This window comes from Ditibartonella apihabitans (genome assembly GCF_002007485.1).
Taxonomy (GTDB): Bacteria; Pseudomonadota; Alphaproteobacteria; order Rhizobiales; family Rhizobiaceae; genus Bartonella; species Bartonella apihabitans.
Genome location: NZ_CP015820.1, coordinates 377,018 through 396,854, shown reverse-complemented (window position 1 = coordinate 396,854; position 19,837 = coordinate 377,018). Strand labels below are relative to the sequence as shown.

Below are 19,837 nucleotides of genomic sequence, written 5' to 3'. Positions count from 1 at the left end.
ATGTCATTTATGACAGTTTATCAAAAACAACTGACGAAAGAGATTCCATATCAGAAAAAAATAAGCTAGAGCGGTAAAAAAATGAACAATGCGCCCCCGGTGCTTCTAAAGGATGATGTGAGATGACATATGATCGCGGCAATAAGAAACCGCAAAACGACACGGGGGACACAAGAAATAATTTCGACCCACGTGGAAAAAAAGACAAAAAAGCCCCGAAGGTAAAAACCGGTGATGAAAGTGATGGCAGTGAACGCATTGCCAAAAGATTGGCACGTGCCGGAATAGCTTCGCGGCGTGATGCCGAAACCATGATTGCCGCAGGTCGTATTGCGGTTAATGGCAAGGTTCTTGATACTCCCGCGTTCAATGTCAAACGCACCGATGCAATTACTGTTGATGGAAAACCTTTGCCCCCCATTGAGCGCACCCGCGTCTGGCTTTACCATAAACGCGCAGGACTGGTGACGACCAACCGCGATCCGGAAGGTCGGCCAACTGTATTCGACAGTCTTCCGGAAGGTATGCCACGCGTACTTTCGGTCGGGCGACTCGATATCAACACCGAAGGTTTGTTGCTCCTTACTAATGACGGGGGGCTTGCGCGGGTTCTTGAATTGCCATCAACCGGCTGGGTGCGCAAATATCGTGTCCGTGCACACGGCAAAGTCACGCAAGCCGATCTTGACGCGTTGAAAGATGGTATTGCCATAGATGGCATTTTTTACGGTGCTGTAGAAGCAACACTTGAGCGCGAACAAGGAACAAATGTCTGGCTGACAATGGCTTTAAGAGAAGGTAAAAACCGCGAGGTCAAGAATATTCTGGGCGCTCTGGGCTTGACTGTCACGCGCCTTATCCGCATCTCGTTCGGCCCATTTCAACTTGCCGATCTTGAAGAAGGCGCTGTGCGCGAATTGAAAGGGCGCACACTGCGCGACCAATTAGGCGAACGCCTTATCGAAGAGGCCAATGCCGATTTCGATTTGCCAATTTTGAAGCCTTTTTCCAATGCCCCTGTTGTTGGAGAACAAAAGCCGCGTGAAAAGCCTACTGTTTCGGATGACGGCTGGATTTCTTCAACACCGGAAGCACCCCGCTTTAATAGACGCTGGAAAAAAGCCGATTTTGCCGAACGTGGCCGCGACCAGCTTTCAACAAGGCCGGACAGTTTCAATAAACGGGGCGGTAAATTCGTGAGAAGTTCTGCTCCCCTTAAGAAAGCTTTCGAGAAAAAGCCTGAAGCAGAACCGCAACGATTGCGTAGCGCCAATGTCTGGATGGCTCCCGGTGCCCGCCCTCAAACCGCGCATAAAAAATTCTGGCGCATGAGAGACGAAGAGGAAAGAAACGACAACGGCTTTGAAGAAAGAGCCGCCCGCCGTCATCCTCATCGCGCTTCACAGGGTGAAAGCGACACACATTTCAACCACCGTGAGAAACATTTCGACAAATCGAACCGCAAACCCGATTTCAAACAGAAATTCCGGAAAGACCGCTCGTTTGAAGATGATGATGCGTCACGGGGCGATAGAAAGAATCGGGATTATAAGAAAACCGGAAATTATGCTGGAGCAATAAAAGAGCGGTCCGGCTATAGTCACGACCGTGGTTTTGAAGGCGGGAAAAAACAGTTTCAGCATCATTCAGGGGGAGCTGGCGAAAGACCGGCAAGAAAATATAATACAGAGCGGAAATTTTCCGAAAAGCGGGAATTTAATGCCCCTGAACGGAAGTTTGATCACCCTCGAAAAAACTATCGCAGTTCTTCTGAACATCACGAAGGTGGATTTGACTTTCCACGCCGTCATTACGGGAAGAAAAATCCGGAAGAGCAGAACCAGAAAAGATCATCCCGTTTTTCCGGCAATCGTTCCGAAAAACCATTTTCTTCAAAAAATGACCGCAGCGGGAAGAAAGCTTTTACCGGCAAGTCCGAGAAAGCAGGCAAATTTCTAGATCGTAAAGGCGGTGCCAAAGGAAACGGACGTTCCGATAGAGAACGTTCCCGTAGCCAACGTTCCGGACGGTCAAATGGAGGATCAGGTGCGGGTCGTCGGCGGTAAGTTCTCCGGACGCCATCTTGCAACGCCCACAGGACAGGCAATCCGTCCGACAACAGATCGCACGCGTGAAAGCCTGTTCAATATTCTGGGATCGCGACAAGAGAATTTCTGGAATGGCAAACGCGTGCTTGATCTCTTTTCAGGAACCGGAGCGCTCGGCATAGAAGCACTTTCGCGCGGTGCAGAAACATGCACCTTTGTCGAACAGTCGGTTGAGGGGCGCGGGCTAATTCATGAAAATATAGAAGCCTTCCGATTACAAGGCGTTACCCGACTATTGCGCCGTGATGCAACCCGTTTAGGACAGATCGGAACAATGCAACCCTTCGATGTTGTTTTTGCCGACCCGCCATATGGGCATGGTCTGGGAGAAAAAGCTTTTTCTGCCGCTATCGAAGGCCAATGGGTAAGAAACAATGCGCTTTTTGTGCTTGAAGAGACAAAAGAAGCCACAATTCGCTTACCCGACATTTTTAAGCTTGACGACGAGCGCCATTATGGTGGCACAATTATTTATATATATATGTTACAATTGTGATCATACATTCGCGAGAGGATTTGCCTGTGCCTGAATTGTTGAGAAAAACGTTTTTGAAAGCGACGTTTGGCGTTCTTTTATCTACGAGCGCGCTTTTTCCTCTTTATGCAGCGGAAACGAGCGAGAAAACCCCGACAGAGTCACAAATGACAACTTCAACCACTCCGGATCTTCCGGAAATCACAAAATCGGGTCCGACGCAAAGCTTCACCTTGAAAAATGGCCTTCAAGTTGTCGTGATTGAAAATCATCGGGCACCCGTTGTCACGCAAATGATCTGGTATCATGTCGGTTCTGCCGACGAACCGAAGGGGCATACCGGCATTGCCCATTTCCTTGAACATTTAATGTTCAAAGGCACAGCAAATCATAAAGATGGCGAATTTTCGAAATTCATTGCCAAAATCGGCGGCGAAGAAAACGCTTTCACCTATTATGATTACACCGGTTACTATCAAAGCGTTGCTTCCGATTATCTCGAAACAATTATGGAATTCGAAGCAGACCGGATGGAAAATCTGGTTTTGACAGACGAAGTGATAGCGCCGGAAAGAAACGTGATCATTGAAGAAAGACGTATGCGTACCGATAATAATCCGGATGCAATGCTAGCCGAGGAAACGCGGGCAACATTATTTATGAACAGTCCCTACCATAATCCGGTGATCGGCTGGAAACAGGAAATGGAAAAGCTGACACGCGATGACGCGATCGCTTTCTATAACAAATATTATACCCCGAACAATGCAACCCTCATTATTTCCGGTGATGTTACGGCCGAGAAAGTGCGTGAACTCGCGACAGAGATCTACGGGAAACTACCTGTCCGTTCACAGATTGGTCCGCGTATTCGCCCTCAGGAGCCTGAAAAGCAAACGCTGCGCACAGTGACAATGCACGACCCGCGTGTCACCGAGCCAAGTTTCCAAAAAATGTGGGTGGTTCCTTCCTATCACAATGCAAAAGACAAAAAAGAGGCTCAAGCACTCGATTTGCTTGGAGAGATTCTCGGTGGTGCACCACGTGGACGGCTCTACCAGTCATTGGTTGTAAAAACCGGTTCGGCCGCGTCAGTGGGCGCAAATTATAGCGGCAATGCAGTCGACGACGGTGTATTTTACCTCTATGGAATGCCGCGGGGAGGTGCAAGTCTTGAAAATGTTCAAGAACAAATTGCTCATGAGCTTGCCGAAATCCGGAAAAATGGCGTGACAAAGTCCGAACTTGATCAGGCACGCAACCGCTTTATCAAGAATATGATTTTTTCACTGGACAGCCCTTCCGGTCTCGCGCAAATTTACGGCAGCTCCCTTTCGGTTGGAATGACTATAGAAGATGTAACGCATTGGCCCGATAGACTGAAAGAAGTGACAACAGATGATATAAAAGCGGTCGCCAATCGCTATCTTGATCCCGACAAAAGCGTTACCAGCTATTTGTTACCTCCGGTTGGCGAAAGAACATCCGCAAATATCAATCAAAGCAAGAAAAACAAATGAGGATTGCTATGAACAAGAAATCGAATATTTTTCATTGTGCTTCAATCCTTGCATTCTCGCTTTTTTGAGTCTCGGTTTGGGAATAACAACCGCAAGTGCCTTGAATATAGAAAATGTGACATCAAAAAAAGGGATCCATGGCTGGCTCGTTGAAGATAGAACCGTGCCGGTTGTAGCAATCCAATTTTCTATTGGTGGTGGAACAACACAGGATCCGGAAGGCAAAGAAGGTTTGGCAAATCTGATGACCGGACTTTTTGATGAAGGTGCCGGTGATTTTGACTCCCAGTCCTTTCAGGGCCGGCTTGATGATCTCGGTGCAGAAATGGCATTTTCGGTCAATCGTGACCGGATGCGCGGCAGCATGAAAGTGCTCGCCGATAATCGCAAAGAGGCTTTCAACCTGCTTGCACTTGCTGTTCAGAAGCCCCGCTTTGATGATGACGCTATTGATCGTATTCGTGAACAATTGGTGGCTGAACTCAAAGCATCTGAAAAAGACCCGAAAACCATTGCCCAAAATCGCCTTTTGACCTTGATCTACGGCAAGCATCCTTATGCCCGTCGCGGAGAAGGAACACCCGAAACGCTGACAAGCATAAATCACGATGATCTCGTCAAAGCACATCACAACATGTTTGCCCGCGACAATATCCATATTGGCATTGTAGGCCCTGTTTCACCCGACGATGCCGCAACAATCATTGATCAAATATTTGGCGACTTGCCAGAGAAAGCCGTGCTTCAAAAAGTAGAAGAAGCAAAACTCAATCTGGGTGGTATGGCGAATGTCAATTATGATTTGCCACAAACATCCTTGATGCTTGTTTACCCCGGTATCAAACGTAATGATCCGGACTTTTTTGCTGCCTATTTGATGAATTATGTTCTGGGTGGGCCCGGTCTTACCTCGCGCCTGTTCTCGGAAGTACGTGAAAAACGCGGCCTTGCTTATACTGTCGGTTCGTCTTTGATGCTTTATGACCATTCGGCAAGTTTGGCTATTTCTACCGGCACCCGTTCGAGTGAAGCTCAAAAAACCCTTGCAACCATTCGTAATGAAGTGAAAAGAATGGCCGATGAAGGTGTGAGCGAACAAGAACTCGAAGATGCAAAAAGTTACGTGATCGGTTCTTATGCTGTGCAAAATATGGGGTCATCCTCGGAAATTGCGGCAACACTCGTCGGCTTGCAGGATGAAAAATTACCTATTGATTATATTGATCAAAGACGCGCACTTATTGAGGCTGTAACCCGTGATCAGGTCAAAGCGATCGCAGAAAAGCTACTTCGTCCGGAACCGGCTTTATTGGTCATTGGTCCGTCAAAAGGTTGAACAAGCGGGTCTTGATTCTCTAAAAATCAAGAAAGCGACCGGTTTTGTCTATTTGTTGGCGAGGCGCTCTATCGACTCCTCTATAATGCCGACTCGACTAAAAGGGTCGGCATTTTAATAAAATGCATTCATCCGGTTTTATTTTTTGCTTCAATCTCAAATGTTCGCGTTAAAACATAAGAATATATAAATTTCACGAAGAGTGCCGGACCATTTTTACTGAAATCAATTGATCTCCGGTTTATAATTTTGAACATAGTCGCCGTTATATTTCTGAAAACTGCTGTTCATTCTGCATAAAGTTTAAAAAATTGTGAGGGTCTTCATCACAGTGCCTGATCTCCGAGATTTTACCTATATTTAATGAAAAGAATTGAGTTTTATAGCTTAAGTTTTATAAAATCTTATGCAAAATGATCGAGAGGAATCTTCTATGGTCCATGATAGCCAAATTGATAAAGCTTCGGCATTGGTCGAAGCAGCACGCAAAGCCGGCGCCGATAGTGCTGATGCAGTCATCATCGGCTCACGTTCGGTAAGCGTATCGGTGCGTCTTGGCAAAGTGGAATCAACCGAAGCATCGGAAAATGATGATTTCTCGTTACGGGTATTTGTCGGCAAAAGGGTAGCGAGTATTTCGGCAAACCTTTCGGCCGACCCGATAAGCCTTGCCGAACGGGCGGTTGCCATGGCCAAAGTTTCACCTGAAAATCCTTTTGAAGGTTTGGCTGATCGCTCTCTCCTTGTTAAAAATCCGAAAGATCTTGATCTTTACGATCCTTTTATACCCGACAGCAAACGCCTGACAGAAGAGGCCTTGGAGATTGAAAATGCAGCATTGTCGGTAAAAGGTGTTACCAATTCGGGCGGTGCAACCTCTGCTTATGGGAGCGGCGGTCTGGTTCTTGTCACCAGTGACGGTTTTTGCGGCAGTTATCAGTCAAGTCGCTTTTCCTATTCATGTAGCGCACTTGCCGGTGAAGGCACGGCGATGGAGCGTGACTATGATTATACAACAGCTCTTCACCACGACGCTCTCGATAAGACAACTAAAATAGGCAAGAATGCCGGTGAACGTGCGGTTCGGCGGTTAAATGCGCGGAAGCCAAAAACCGGAACTGTCAATGTTATTTTCGAACCGCGCATGGCACGCGGTATTGCAAGCCACATTGCCTCAATGGTGAATGGTGCCGCCGTTGCACGCAAAACCAGCCTGTTGCAAAACCGCATGGGCGAACAAATTATGAAGCCGACAATTACGGTCACTGATCAACCGTTGAAAAAACGCGGCAATGCCTCCCGTCCTTTTGATGGCGAGGGTGTCGAGGGAACGCCGCTCAATGTCATTGAAAATGGCGTCCTCAAGCACTGGTTTTTATCTTCATCAGTTGCCCGCGAACTTCATCTTGAAACCAACGGTCACGGTGTACGGTCTGCTTCATCGGTGCAACCGGCAAGTACCAATTTTGCGATTGAACCGGGCGATAAAACGCCGGAAGAAATCATGCGAGAAATCAAAACCGGATTTTACGTCACCGAATTGGTTGGCCATGGTGTCGATCTTGTGACAGGTCAATATAGCCGTGGCGCTTCAGGTTTCTGGATTGAAAATGGCGAGCTTGCTTATCCGGTAAGTGAAGTAACGCTAGGCTCCAATCTACTTGATATGTTGGCTCATCTTACACCGGCAAGTGATATTGACCGTCGCTATGGCACGGCAGCACCCACTCTGTTGATTGAAGGAATGACCCTTGCAGGCAAATAGTACAACCAATTCGGAAGATCTGGAGCTTATCGTCAATGCTGCCCATCAAGCGGGAAACACGGCTTTAAGCTATTTCGGACACGACCCTAAAGTCTGGATCAAACCGGGAAATTCACCGGTGAGCGAAGGCGATTTTGCTGCCGATAAAGTTCTCAAAGAACTCTTGTTGAAGGCCCGCCCCGATTATGGCTGGATATCGGAAGAAACCAGAGATGAACGCCCGCATAGCGACTATAAACGATATTTTGTGGTTGATCCGATTGACGGAACACGTGGTTTTCTTTCCGGTTCGAAACATTGGTGTGTATCTGTCGCAGTCATAGAAAACGGAATTTCGCAAGTTGGCGTTCTTGATTGTCCTGCAACCCGTTCGGTCTATAAAGCTGAAAGAGGTAAAGGAGCAAGCCTTAATGGCAATAAGCTTCCGCTTCTAGAAAGTCATGAGGGAAAACTCGTTGTTTCTGCAACCGGAAAACTTGAAGCCAAGCTTCCGGAAACCTTCAAATCACAGGTCAATTTTGCCCATTACCTGCCTTCGCTTGCCTATCGTATTGCACTTGCTGCAGAAGGAAAGATCGACATCGTTCTTGTCAAACCTGACAGCCATGATTGGGATATTGCCGCTGCCGATCTTATTTTGCAGGAATGTGGCGGTGCAATAAAGGATATGGACGACAAAGAGCCGCTTTATGGAAAAGCGCCTTTCGAACACGATTTTTTGATTGCAGGCATGAACAGCGAACTTAATAACGTGATAGATATTGTCCGTAAAATTCGATTGGGATAATCGTTTAACGACTCGAGAATGGGTAGAGAATAATAGGAGGTCTATATGAGCGCGACAGGTGAACCAAAACAATTGTTGCATCTGGTCTTTGGTGGAGAATTGAAGAATCTCGATAGCAACGAATTTCGTGATCTCGATAATCTTGATATCGTTGGAATCTTCCCCGATTACAAATCTGCCGAAGCTGCCTGGCGAGCGAAAGCCCAGTCAAGTGTCGATAATGCTTTGCAACGTTATTATATTGTGCACCTTCATCGCCTGCTCGATCCTGAACATTCCGGTAGCAAATAGATATTTGCCTATTTTGAAACGAACCAATATAGTTTTAACACTTTTTGAAGCATTTTCGCATTCTTCGCAGAGCATTTGATTGCCATGTCTTGATCTTGGCCGGAGATTATGACAATGACATTTCGTGGTCTCGGACTGGCTTTTCAAATGCCTTCGCGGGCTTATATTATTTTCAAGTAAGAGGATTGCGGCCAGCCTCGTGAAAAGTGATTGGTTCGACAGTTGAATGACTGAAAAGAAAAAACAAAAAAATTCGGATATATTGAACCGCTTGTGGCGTAAAATCCGCTATCCACTGATGAACGCCCGTGTAACCAAAGCGATTGTTGTATCGCTTATGGCCAATTATTTGCGTCTGGTTTATTGGACCAATCTACGGCTTAAAGGTTCGGATGACCCGCAAAAGGCTCATGATGCCTATAACCCGTTCATTATTACATTCTGGCATGGGCGTCATATTATGGGGCCGTTTTTGCGCCCGAAAAAAGAACATATCATTGCCATGTTTTCGCGCTCTGCTGATGCCGAGATCAATGCACGGGTCGGTGAAAAACTGGGGCTTGAAACAGTGCGCGGTTCGGGCGGACGATCCAAACACCAGAATACCGATAAAGGCGGTGCGAGGGCGCTTCTCACGTTAAAACGCGCCTTGCAAGAGGGTAAAACGGCGGCAATGATTGCTGATATTGCTCATGGAACAGCGCGCGAAGCCGGTAAGGGTATCATATTGCTTGCCAAAATATCCGGCCGCCCCATTGTCCCTTATATCTATTCCTTTTCTCATGTAAAAATTTTGGAAAAAACATGGGACAAAACCGTAATTCCGCTCCCTTTCGGACATTCCATATTTCTGATGGGAGATGCATTCTATGTTCCTGAAGATGCCGATGATGACCTCATGGAGCAAAAACGCATCGAACTTTCCGATATTATGAACCGTCTGACGGACGAGGCAGAAAAACGTCTTAGGGAAGGGAAATAACGGGGGCAATCATGAAAGAATTCAAGGCGCGAACAGCATTATATCTTTATCGCGTTGCGGGCGGCTTGATCCGACCTTTCGTTCCCTTCTATCTATCTTTAAGGGCGGCACGCGGCAAGGAAGACCCGCATCGAAAACGCGAGCGTATGGGGCGCACCGATAAAAAGCGTCCCGAAGGACCGCTTATCTGGCTTCATGCCGCAAGTGTTGGTGAAACGCTGGCACTCGTTCCCCTCATTGAACGCATCTTGCAGCTTCATATCAACGTGCTTTTGACAACCGGCACAGTTACATCTGCAAGTCTCATTGAAAACCGGTTTGGCAGTCGGGTTATTCATCAATTTGCGCCGCTCGACATCAAACCGGCGATAAGAAGATTTCTTGATCACTGGAAACCCGATCTGGCACTCGTTTGTGAATCCGAAATCTGGCCATTGCGCATTAGCGGACTTGCGCGCCGCCACATTCCGCAAGTTATGGTCAATGCACATATGTCCGGCCGTTCATTCCATTCATGGCAAAAGCGGTCGGCTCTCGCTTCGCACATTTTCAGACAGATAGATGCGGCCATCGGACAAAGCGAAAGTGATGCCGAACAATATCATGCGCTCGGTGTCAAAACAGTTGCTGTTTCGGGAAATCTGAAAGCCGACATTGCACCGGCAGCCGACAAAAATCTGTTAATGCAATATCGGGAAAGTCTGCATAACCGGCTGGTTTGGGCGGCCATCTCCACCCATGAAGGTGAAGAGAATATTGCTGCCGAAGTTCATCTTGCTTTAAAAACACGATTGCCCAATCTTTTGACAATCATTGTGCCCCGTCATCCTGAACGGGCTGACGAGATTATGGAGGAACTTGCTAAAAAGTCCCTCAATGTCGTCCGGCATAGTGAAAAACAAATGCCCACCGCCGATACAGATATTGTTCTCGTGGACACAATTGGCGAGATGGGCGTGTTTTTGCAACTTGCAAAAGTATCCTTTATCGGCAAATCTTTAACAGAAACCGGCGGGCACAATCCGCTTGAACCCGCACTTTTAGGATCTGCCATACTGACAGGCCCGCATGTGGAAAATTTCAAAGATACGTTCGATGTATTTTTTGCCAATAATGCTGCAAGAGTCGTTGAAGATGCGACGCAATTGGCTGTCCAGCTCAACACACTTTTGACCCACGAACCGTTACGCTATGAAATGATTGAAGCTGCCTATGATACGGCTACCAATATGAGCGGAGCGCTCGAGCGCACGTTAAAAGTGCTCCGCCCGTTTATTGATCCGTTGATCATGCAGGCAAAACTTCATCATCAGGATACCAATCATGGTTGGTGAAGCACCCAATTTCTGGTGGAACGACCAAAAATTGATGCGTTGGCTTTTGCTGCCGGTTTCGTGGATTTACGGTTTTTTTGCCCGCCGTAGAATGGAACGGGAGAATATTCCGGTGATTGATCTTCCAGTTTTGTGTGTCGGCAATTTTACGCTTGGTGGAACGGGAAAAACTCCCGTCGTCATCAGCCTTGCGGAAGCGGCCAAAAAACTAGGTCTTAATCCGGGAATTATTTCGCGTGGTTATGGTGGTGAAATACATAGCCCGCATCTCATCGACCCCGAATTTGACAAAGCTCGCGAAGTCGGTGACGAACCATTGCTTCTTGCCCGACATGCACCGGTTGCTGTAGCAACCGACAGGTTGGGAGCCGCAAAACTTTTACAAAAACAAGGATGCAATCTCATCCTGATGGACGATGGTTTTCAAAGTCGCCGCCTATTCGCCGACTATGCTTTGATGGTGGTGGATGGCATGCGTGGCTTGGGGAACAATGCAGTATTTCCGGCGGGACCGCTCCGTGCACCGCTTGTAACCCAACTTGCCTATACCGATGGTGTGCTGATGATTGGCAATGGTGACAAAGGTAACGAAGTTATCCATATGGCCGCCCGTGCCGCAAAACCGTTAAACTTTGCCCATCTTGTGCCTTCTGCCACCGATGCTGTTTCTGGCAGAAAATTTTTGGCCTTTGCAGGCATAGGAAATCCGCAAAAATTTTTCCGTTCGATTGGTGAATTGGAAGGCAAAGTTGAACAAACTCGGATTTATGCCGACCATCATTTTTATACAGATTTCGACCTTGATGACATTATCGGCTCGGCAAAGGCAAAACAGCTTTCCCTAGCTACCACCGCAAAGGATTTTGCCCGTTTAAAAACCGATGGACAGGACAAGAAACTTGAAAATCTTGTTGTGTTCGATGTCGAGGTTTCTTTTGATGATCCGGACTTTTGTAAGCAACGGATAAATGAAACACTCGAAGCGTTCAAAAACCGCTCTTATGAGGAATAAAAATACAAAAAGCGCCTCATATGGGCGCTTTTATTAAACACAATGCATAAACCGGCAATAACGCTTATTTTTTAAGTGTTGTGCCCAAAAGTTTACGTAAACGGGGATCACATTCAAGTTCACGGCGATAGGAAATTTCGCAACTTGCATAAGCTTCCTGACGTGATGCACTCCAATATCTCAACTCGTCCAGCGGAATTTTCTCGCCTGTAATTGCACATAAAACATAAGTTCCGTGTGTTAAAACCTCATAATCGCCACTCAGGTAATGGAGTTGCGCCTCGCGTTCACCACCGGGAAACATCATTATTCTAAACCTTTCAGATTGCTCATTGGCAATCATTATAAAGCGTCGGGTGAAACTATAAAAGCCTTAAATCCTCCGCTCACGAAACTATTGATCTCGTTTCAAACATATCATGCATTTGGAGAAAGTGACATTTTATCTCCTCTATCCATTATCCTATAGAGACGGTTTTCTCTTCCCTTCAGAATTTTTGTTGTTCAAGCTTTTCGCACCTCTCCGACACGAATTATCAAACCGGAAGCCGGACGGTTTTGTTATCAGGAGAAAACCCCGCCGGTAAATTCCAACCAATAGATTCACTGTAACCTGAGGTACAAATTTGTTTTGTCTAAAATCGAATCTTCAAACTTCTTGATTGCTGAAAGATAGCCGCGCTTAAAGACAATCAACGGCGGCCGAACAATCTTTCAATATCGGTAAGCTTCAACTCGACATAGGTCGGGCGTCCATGATTACAGGTTCCTGAACCCGGGGTCGCTTCCATCTGGCGTAAAAGCGCATTCATCTCTTCCGCACGCAACAAGCGGCCGGAACGCACCGAACCGTGGCAGGCCATGGTTGCCGCAACATAATCGAGCATGGCTTTAAGCCCGTTTGTGGTATCATAATCGGCTGCTTCATCAGCCAAATCGGCAATAAGGCCTTTGACATTCACCTCGCCAAGCATCGCTGGTGTTTCGCGGACCGCGACAGCACCGGGGCCAAAAGGTTCAATTTTCAAGCCGAATTTTTGCAGTGTCTCTGCATGTGTCAAAAGCCGGTTTGCGTCTTCTTCCGGCAATTCCACAATTTCGGGAATAAGCAAGATTTGGGATGGCAAAGGCTTGGAATAAAGTGCCTTTTTCAAAGCTTCATAAACCAGCCTCTCATGTGCTGCATGTTGATCGACGATAATGAGGCTGTCTTCAGTTTGGGCAATGATATAGTTTTTATGAATTTGCGCGCGTGCAGCACCAAGGGGAAAACGCTGTTCCTCGACACTTGGAATTTCCATTGCCGGACGACTATCTGTTGTTGGTTGATCGAGATCGCCCAAGACATTTCCATAGTCTTCATTGAAGCCTGATAAAGGCGCATTATAAAGCGGTTGGTTGACCATTTGCGCTGCCGGTGACACAGGCGCTCTTGAAAAAGAATTATAGGAAAAAGCTCTATTATTATAATAGGTCTGGTGCGGTGGAACAGACGATGAAGGTTGAATACCATCGGGACGGAAACTTTTAAGCATAGCGTCTGCCCCCGTCGTTGCAGGGTGAATGCCGGCATGGCTTAAAGCTTCGCGAATGCCACCAACAATAAGCCCGCGCACAAGCCCCTGATCACGAAAACGCACATCCGCCTTTGCCGGATGGACATTGACATCAACATCGGATGAAGGAAGATTGATGAAAAGCACACAAATCGAATAGCGGTCGCGCGCCATTGCATCGGCATAAGCCCCGCGAATGGCGCCAAATATCAATTTATCGCGCACCGGTCGACCGTTCACATAAGCAAACTGATGAAGACTGTTACCCCGATTGAATGACGGTATGCCTGCAAAGCCTTTAAGCTCCACCCCTTCTCTTACCGCGTCAAGAGTAATAACGTTGGGGGCAAAATCTTTTCCCATAATCTGGGTAATACGCTGTAATTGCGCCTCTTCACCTGTACCGGTCGCGGGATAGTCAAGCATCGAGCGATCTGTACCGGAAAGCGAAAAACGGACATTCGGAAATGCAATGGCAATCCGTTTGACAATATCGGTTATCGCATTGGCTTCGGAACGATCTGTTTTCATGAATTTGAGACGTGCCGGTGTGACGTAAAAAAGATCGCGCACTTCGACAATTGTTCCCGCGTTACCGGCTGCAGGACGCGGCCCATCAACATGTCCGGCATTGACAACAATTTCAGCCGCATGTTCCGAAGAAGCTGTGCGTGACACCAGTTTCAACTTTGAAACCGACCCGATTGACGGCAAAGCTTCACCACGAAATCCAAGTGAATGGATGTCGTGAACATCATTGTCAAGTTTAGATGTGCAATGGCGCGAAATTGCCAGTTCAAGTTCGTCCTCGGCAATACCGCACCCGTTATCGGACACGCGGATCAGGCTTTTTCCGCCGCCGGCTGTCACAATTTCAATCCGTGTCGCACCGGCATCAATAGCATTTTCGACGAGTTCCTTGACCACACTTGCCGGACGCTCGATCACTTCGCCCGCTGCAATCTGGTTAATTACGGTTTCACTTAGATGATGTATTGTCATGAAGCCGTTATAACCAATTTATGAACCGGCGTATAGCAAAAGCACATTTGTGCTCCGGCATTATCCCCCTTGAATAGATAATCCTGATTGAGACTGTTTTAAAAAAGCGCAAGCTTTTTAAAAAAGCTTGCGCTCATATTTTGAACAATCCGGATAACGGATTTATCAGAGTGTCGCGTTCAATGCCTGTTCGACATCTTCCAGCAAATCGTCAACATCTTCGAGACCAACCGAAAAGCGCAACAATCCGTCACTGATACCAAGTTCGGCACGTGCTTCGGGACCGATGCTCTGGTGGGTTGTGGTTGCGGGATGGGTCATGATGGAGCGTGTATCTCCAAGATTATTGGAAATAAGCGGAATCGTCAGATGATCGCAGAAGGAAAAAGCGGCCTTTTTGCCACCCTTCAATTCCAAGGCAATCATTGTCGAACCGCCTGTCATCTGCTTTTTTATAATATCCCTTTGTGGGTGGTCATCACGTCCCGGGTAAACACATTTTGCGACCGCCTTATGCCCACTGATAAAATCGGCAAGTTTTGCTGCCGAGCGTGTCATTTCTTCAACACGAAGCGGGAGCGTTTCGAGACTTTTCAACATGAGCCATGCGACATAGGGGCTCATTCCGGGCCCCGTATGACGGAAGAAGTCCTGAAAATTTTCTGTCATCCATTCTTCACTCGATAAAACCATTCCACCGAGACAGCGCCCATGCCCGTCAATATGTTTGGTGGTCGAATAGACAACGACATCAGCACCAAGTTCGAGCGGCTTTTGATAAAGCGGCGTCGCGAATACATTATCGACAATCACGGTTGCACCAACTTTGTGGGCAAGTTCCGAAACCGCTTTAATGTCGACTATTTCTAAAGTCGGATTGGCCGGTGTTTCAAAAAATATCCCGCGTGTATTGGGGCGAATTGCTTTTTCCCAATTTTCGATTTTGCGCCCGTCAATGATTGAAACCTCGACACCATAACGGGGCAAAACTTTTTCAATGATATAACGGCAGGAACCGAACATGGAACGGGCGGCAACAAAATGGTCGCCGGCTTTCACAAAACATAAAATAGCTGTCGAGACAGCAGCCATTCCCGAAGCAAGCGCGCGTGCACTTTCAGCCCCTTCCAACGCACACATACGTTTTTCAAACATATCGTTGGTCGGATTTGCATAACGTGAATAGACAAAGCCCGGATCCTCTCCGTCGAAACGCCTTTCGGCCGCTTCGGCACTCGGATAGGTAAAGCCCTGGGTTAAATAAATCGCTTCACAGACTTCTCCATAAGGAGAGCGTTGAGTCCCCGCATGAACCATTTCTGTAGCGGTACGGTATTTACGATGCGGATTAAGTGTCATAAGTCACCTGCTTTCATCAAAAAAACCTTTGCCGTCATGGTAAAGATTGAAAAACAAGATGCCAAAAGTCCGCTTGATCTCACGGCCTTTTAGCATTTCAAGAGGATTGAATGGAATCAGCATCGAAGACTTTACGTTGTCATCCGAACGCGTTTATATTCCATAAACCCCAAGCGTGGCTGCAAGCCGGCCGGCCCAAATCACCACGGGATAAACCTTCCATATGCCCTTCAACCGCTTGCGTCAATCCGTGAACAGGTTAAAGAGAGAATGGAAAACAGGAAAAGGTAGTCATCATGGCACGCTCAAGCGGCATTCTGGCAGATAGCGATATTCAGGGTTTATTTGAAAACAATATTTTGAAATCGGATCGCCCGTTAGACAAAGATCAGATACAACCGGCCAGTCTCGATTTGCGGTTGGGCAAAAAGGCCTATCGTGTCCGTGCTTCTTTTCTCCCTGGTCCTGAAAAACAAGTGATTGATAAGCTTGAACAATTCAAGCTACATGAATTCGATCTCGAAAATGGTGCGGTGCTTGAAACGGGTTGCGTCTATATTGTCCCACTCATTGAGACACTCGCTCTTTCTGACGAATTGAGTGCCTCTGCCAATCCGAAAAGTTCAACCGGACGGCTTGATATTTTTACCCGCATCATTACCGATTACGCACAAGAATTTGATAAGGTCACCAGTGGTTATCATGGGCAACTTTATCTCGAAATAAGCCCGCGCACATTTCCCGTCATTGTCCGCACCGGCTCAAGATTGTCGCAAATCCGTTTCCGTAAAGGCAAAAGCGGGTTGAATGAAAGCGAACTCTTGACCCTCCACAAAAAAGAAATGCTGGTTTCCGACGAGCACCCCAATATTACCGCAAGCGGTGTCGGGCTTTCGATCGATCTTACAGGCAATTCTTCGGGACTTGTCGGTTATCGCGGCAAACATCATACCGGCGTTATCGATGTCGACAAGCGTGGCGTAGCCGATGTGCTCGATTTTTGGGAACCGATTTATGATCGGGGTTCGCATTCGCTTATCCTTGATCCGGACGAGTTCTATATTCTCGTCTCGCGTGAAGCGGTTCACGTCCCGCCGCTTTTTGCTGCCGAAATGACACCGTTTGACCCGTTAATCGGCGAATTTCGTGTTCACTATGCCGGTTTCTTCGACCCCGGTTTCGGTAACCACGAAGCGGGTGGCAAAGGCTCGCGCGCCGTTCTCGAAGTGCGCAGCCATGAAGTTCCCTTCATCCTCGAACATGGACAAATCGTCGGCCATCTCGTTTATGAACATATGTTGAGGCACCCGAAATCTCTCTACGGGCGCGATCTCGGCTCGAATTATCAGGCTCAGGGCTTGAAACTGTCAAAACATTTTAAACCACTTTGATGAGAGGGTGCTTGACAAAAAGCATTAAAGATTGCATCCGTGTGTCACGCATTTTGCGGGTATGATGTAATGGTAGCCTGTCAGCTTCCCAAGCTGAACGCGCGGGTTCGATTCCCGCTACCCGCTCCAGCTCTTTGACTGTTTCCTGCTGCCCTTATCTCGTATTTTTCTCGCTACTTATATTTTTTAATTTCTAATAATTTTAAACAAAATATAATCATTTTCGTGATTTAAAAAACAGAATTTTTATATTGCGTTTTATAATTATTATAATTCTATATTTACTTTATTTAAATATATTATACGAAACAACATATCTAAACTTATGTTAAATTTATCTAATTATTGAATAGAAAATTTTTTGTATAAAATATTGTTATATATTTATCTTATAAAGACCATCATTCATCACACTCATATGAACGGCTGCCGAATTGACGTTGTTTTGACTTTATGCAAAAGCTTTCCAAAAACAACAATCTGAAAAACCCCGAATTTGTTTCCAATCAGTGGGAAGTTCAAATGATAAAGTTCAAAAATGGCCCGTCGAGAATGACCGTTTGTCTGGTTATTCTGTTAAGCTTGCTGGTATTGGCAGCGGGGCTTTATTTCACTCTTCTTGGCGGCTATCTCATTTATCTTGGCAGCCGGACATGGTATTATCTGGCGCTCGGTATCCTGTTGCTTCTGTCAGGTTTGTTCATGATCCGGCTCAACCGTTTCAGTGTATGGATTTTCGCTTTTATCTATGTGATGAGCGCAATATGGTCTTATCATGAAGCAGGGCTTGATTACTGGCAGCAATTTTCCAATCTCTTTGCTTTGTCTGTAGCCTTTTTTCTGGTGTTACTTGCCTATAGAGCAATGGCAAAAAAACAGGGGAAAATCGCAGGCTCCACATCACTTGTTTTGGCCGGTTTGGTGTTTATTGGTATGGCGGCTACAATTGCCAGCTCGTTTATACCGAAAAATGTCATCCACGCGGCAGAAAAAGCCACGCCTGCACGACCGGTGCAACCGGTTAATGAACAAAAAGACTGGAAAAGCTGGGGCAATGACGATCATGGTAGCCGTTTTGCAGCCCTTGACCAGATAACGCCTGCCAATATCAAAAAACTTGATGTGGCCTGGATTGCCCATACCGGTGACATCCCCCAAAGTAACGGTTCGGGGGCAGAAGACCAGAACACTCCGCTACAGATCGGCACCAATCTTTATGTTTGTACTGCCTATGGCAAGGTGCTTTCATTCGACGTCGATAGTGGAAAACAGAACTGGATGTTCGACCCTCACGGGACCGGACCGAACTGGCAACGTTGCCGCGGCTTGGGTTATCATGAGGCACAGTCAATCAAAGCTGTGAAAGCTGATAATACCTGCGAAGCGCGGCTGTTTTTGCCAACGGGAGACGCAAGACTCATCGCACTTGATGCAGCAACTGGAAAGCCTTGCGAAGAATTCGGAGATAAAGGTACTGTCGACCTTAAAACCGGTATGGGTGAAGTAAAACCCGGTTATTACCAGCAAACATCGACACCCCTTGTTGCCGGTGACGTTGTCATTGTCGGCGGGCGTGTGGCCGACAATTTCTCGACCGATGAACCGCCGGGCGTTGTCAGAGCCTATGACGTGAACGACGGTCATCTTGTCTGGGCTTGGGATCCCGGTAATCCCGATATTCACGGACTTCCGCCGGAAGGGCAAACCTATACACGTGGAACACCGAATGTCTGGGCGGCAATGTCATATGACGAAAAACTCGGACTTGTCTATTTACCGACAGGCAATTCAACCCCCGATTTCTGGGCCGGCTATCGCACGCCCGAAGACGATAAATACTCGTCTTCCGTTGTGGCTGTCGATGTGAAAACCGGCGAGGTGCGTTGGCATTATCAATTTGTCCATCATGACATTTGGGATTTTGATACGCCTGCACAACCTGTTCTGCTTGACGCACCCGATAATGACGGCAATATCGTACCAGCACTCGTTCAGGTGACAAAACAAGGAGAGGTCTTCCTGCTTAACCGTGAAACCGGCGAACCGATTGCGGATGTCGAAGAAAAACCGGTACCGCAAGGGAATGTTGCCGGTGAACGTTATTCGCCAACACAGCGCTTCTCGGTTGGAATGCCGTCATTCGGCAATGCAACTTTAACAGAAGCCGATATGTGGGGAACCACACCGTTCGACAAGCTTCTATGCCGTATCGAATTTGCCAAAATGCGCCATCAGGGTGTGTTCACCCCTCCGGGGCTTGATTATTCATTACAAATGCCGGGTTCGCTCGGCGGTATGAATTGGGGATCTGTCTCGATTGATCCGACATTGAACTATGTTTTCGTCAATGATATGAGGCTCGGCCTTGCCAATTATCTTGTCAAGCGCAAAGATATTCCTGAAAGCGCGTCCGGCATTGAAATGGGCATTGTCCCCATGGCCGGAACACCTTTCGGTGCTATGCGCATGCGCTTCCTTTCGCCGCTTGGCGTCCCGTGTCAGAAGCCGCCTTTTGGCACAATGTCGGCAATTGATCTCAAAACCCGTAAAATCGTCTGGCAAGTTCCGGTTGGCACTGTCAGGGATACGGGACCGCTTAATATCGCACTCGGTGTGCCCGTTCCGATCGGAATGCCGACACTCGGAGCCTCTTTAGCAACACAATCCGGCCTTGTGTTCTTTGCCGGAACGCAGGATTTCTATTTGCGTGCGTTCGATAGCCGCACAGGCAAAGAAATCTGGAAGTCGCGTTTGCCTGTCGGCAGCCAGGGCGGCCCTATGACTTATATTTCGCCAAAAACCGGCAAACAATATATTGTCATTACCGCAGGTGGTGCCCGTCAAAACCCGAAACGGGGTGACTATGTCATTGCCTATGCTTTGAAGGATTAACTGTTATAAAACGATAAAATTTTCCGG

Annotated in this window: 15 protein-coding genes, 1 tRNA gene and 1 riboswitch; of the genes, 13 read left to right on the top strand and 3 right to left on the bottom strand. The window is 47.2% G+C overall.

From position 1 onward, the window contains the following. Positions 1-122 precede the first annotated feature (122 nt). The 10 genes from BBC0178_RS01740 (at position 123) to lpxK (ending at position 11,610) form a co-directional block, all read left to right on the top strand. Entirely contained in the window at positions 123-2,066 is a 1,944-nt protein-coding gene (locus BBC0178_RS01740; protein WP_078038983.1) for a pseudouridine synthase, read from the top strand. Then, complete coding sequence (rsmD, locus tag BBC0178_RS01735; RefSeq protein WP_078040304.1) at positions 2,047-2,604, top strand: 16S rRNA (guanine(966)-N(2))-methyltransferase RsmD; 558 nt, start codon at positions 2,047-2,049, stop codon at positions 2,602-2,604. Before BBC0178_RS01740 ends, rsmD begins: the two co-directional genes overlap by 20 nt. A gap of 146 nt (positions 2,605-2,750) precedes the next feature. Next, a complete protein-coding gene (locus tag BBC0178_RS01730) occupies positions 2,751-4,103 on the top strand; it encodes a M16 family metallopeptidase (RefSeq protein WP_188317751.1) in 1,353 nt (450 codons plus the stop codon). Positions 4,104-4,218: 115 nt separating this feature from the next. Continuing rightward, complete coding sequence (locus BBC0178_RS01725; protein ID WP_225868330.1) at positions 4,219-5,439, top strand: M16 family metallopeptidase; 1,221 nt, start codon at positions 4,219-4,221, stop codon at positions 5,437-5,439. A gap of 433 nt (positions 5,440-5,872) precedes the next feature. Further along, the gene (locus BBC0178_RS01720; protein WP_078040301.1) at positions 5,873-7,204 is read left to right on the top strand and encodes a TldD/PmbA family protein; all 1,332 of its coding nucleotides are present in this window, start codon (positions 5,873-5,875) and stop codon (positions 7,202-7,204) included. Beyond that, on the top strand, positions 7,191-7,991 hold the full coding sequence (locus BBC0178_RS01715; RefSeq protein WP_078038982.1) for a 3'(2'),5'-bisphosphate nucleotidase CysQ: 801 nt from the start codon (positions 7,191-7,193) through the stop codon (positions 7,989-7,991). Before BBC0178_RS01720 ends, BBC0178_RS01715 begins: the two co-directional genes overlap by 14 nt. A 45-nt stretch (positions 7,992-8,036) precedes the next feature. Beyond that, complete coding sequence (locus tag BBC0178_RS01710; protein WP_077970212.1) at positions 8,037-8,282, top strand: DUF4170 domain-containing protein; 246 nt, start codon at positions 8,037-8,039, stop codon at positions 8,280-8,282. Between the two features lie 226 nt (positions 8,283-8,508). Further along, positions 8,509-9,264, top strand: a complete 756-nt coding sequence (locus BBC0178_RS01705) for a lysophospholipid acyltransferase family protein (RefSeq protein ID WP_078038981.1) — start codon at positions 8,509-8,511, stop codon at positions 9,262-9,264. Between the two features lie 11 nt (positions 9,265-9,275). After that, a complete protein-coding gene (gene waaA / locus BBC0178_RS01700; protein WP_077970210.1) occupies positions 9,276-10,598 on the top strand; it encodes a lipid IV(A) 3-deoxy-D-manno-octulosonic acid transferase in 1,323 nt (440 codons plus the stop codon). Further along, positions 10,588-11,610 (top strand): tetraacyldisaccharide 4'-kinase, encoded by a 1,023-nt coding sequence (gene lpxK / locus BBC0178_RS01695; protein ID WP_078038980.1) that lies wholly within the window; start codon positions 10,588-10,590, stop codon positions 11,608-11,610. Before waaA ends, lpxK begins: the two co-directional genes overlap by 11 nt. A 64-nt stretch (positions 11,611-11,674) precedes the next feature. Here the strand turns inward: lpxK and BBC0178_RS01690 are convergent, their stop codons facing one another. The 3 genes from BBC0178_RS01690 to BBC0178_RS01680 all read right to left on the bottom strand — a co-directional run bounded on the left by BBC0178_RS01690 (position 11,675) and on the right by BBC0178_RS01680 (position 15,527). Beyond that, positions 11,675-11,914, bottom strand: a complete 240-nt coding sequence (locus tag BBC0178_RS01690) for a DUF2093 domain-containing protein (protein ID WP_078040300.1) — start codon at positions 11,912-11,914, stop codon at positions 11,675-11,677. 388 nt (positions 11,915-12,302) lie between these two features. Next, positions 12,303-14,168, bottom strand: a complete 1,866-nt coding sequence (mutL, locus tag BBC0178_RS01685; protein ID WP_078038979.1) for a DNA mismatch repair endonuclease MutL — start codon at positions 14,166-14,168, stop codon at positions 12,303-12,305. A gap of 165 nt (positions 14,169-14,333) precedes the next feature. Further along, positions 14,334-15,527, bottom strand: a complete 1,194-nt coding sequence (locus BBC0178_RS01680) for an O-succinylhomoserine sulfhydrylase (protein ID WP_078038978.1) — start codon at positions 15,525-15,527, stop codon at positions 14,334-14,336. A gap of 172 nt (positions 15,528-15,699) precedes the next feature. After that, positions 15,700-15,735, bottom strand: a riboswitch (SAM riboswitch). Positions 15,736-15,823: 88 nt separating this feature from the next. Here BBC0178_RS01680 and BBC0178_RS01675 point away from each other — a divergent pair. The 3 genes from BBC0178_RS01675 (at position 15,824) to BBC0178_RS01665 (ending at position 19,810) form a co-directional block, all read left to right on the top strand. Continuing rightward, the gene (locus BBC0178_RS01675) at positions 15,824-16,918 is read left to right on the top strand and encodes a 2'-deoxycytidine 5'-triphosphate deaminase (protein ID WP_078038977.1); all 1,095 of its coding nucleotides are present in this window, start codon (positions 15,824-15,826) and stop codon (positions 16,916-16,918) included. Between the two features lie 55 nt (positions 16,919-16,973). Then, positions 16,974-17,047: transfer RNA gene (locus tag BBC0178_RS01670), tRNA-Gly, on the top strand. A 393-nt stretch (positions 17,048-17,440) separates the two neighbouring features. Further along, positions 17,441-19,810 carry a membrane-bound PQQ-dependent dehydrogenase, glucose/quinate/shikimate family gene (locus tag BBC0178_RS01665; RefSeq protein ID WP_078040299.1) on the top strand — a complete coding sequence of 790 codons (2,370 nt, stop codon included), beginning with the start codon at positions 17,441-17,443 and terminating at the stop codon, positions 19,808-19,810. Positions 19,811-19,837: the final 27 nt, after the last annotated feature.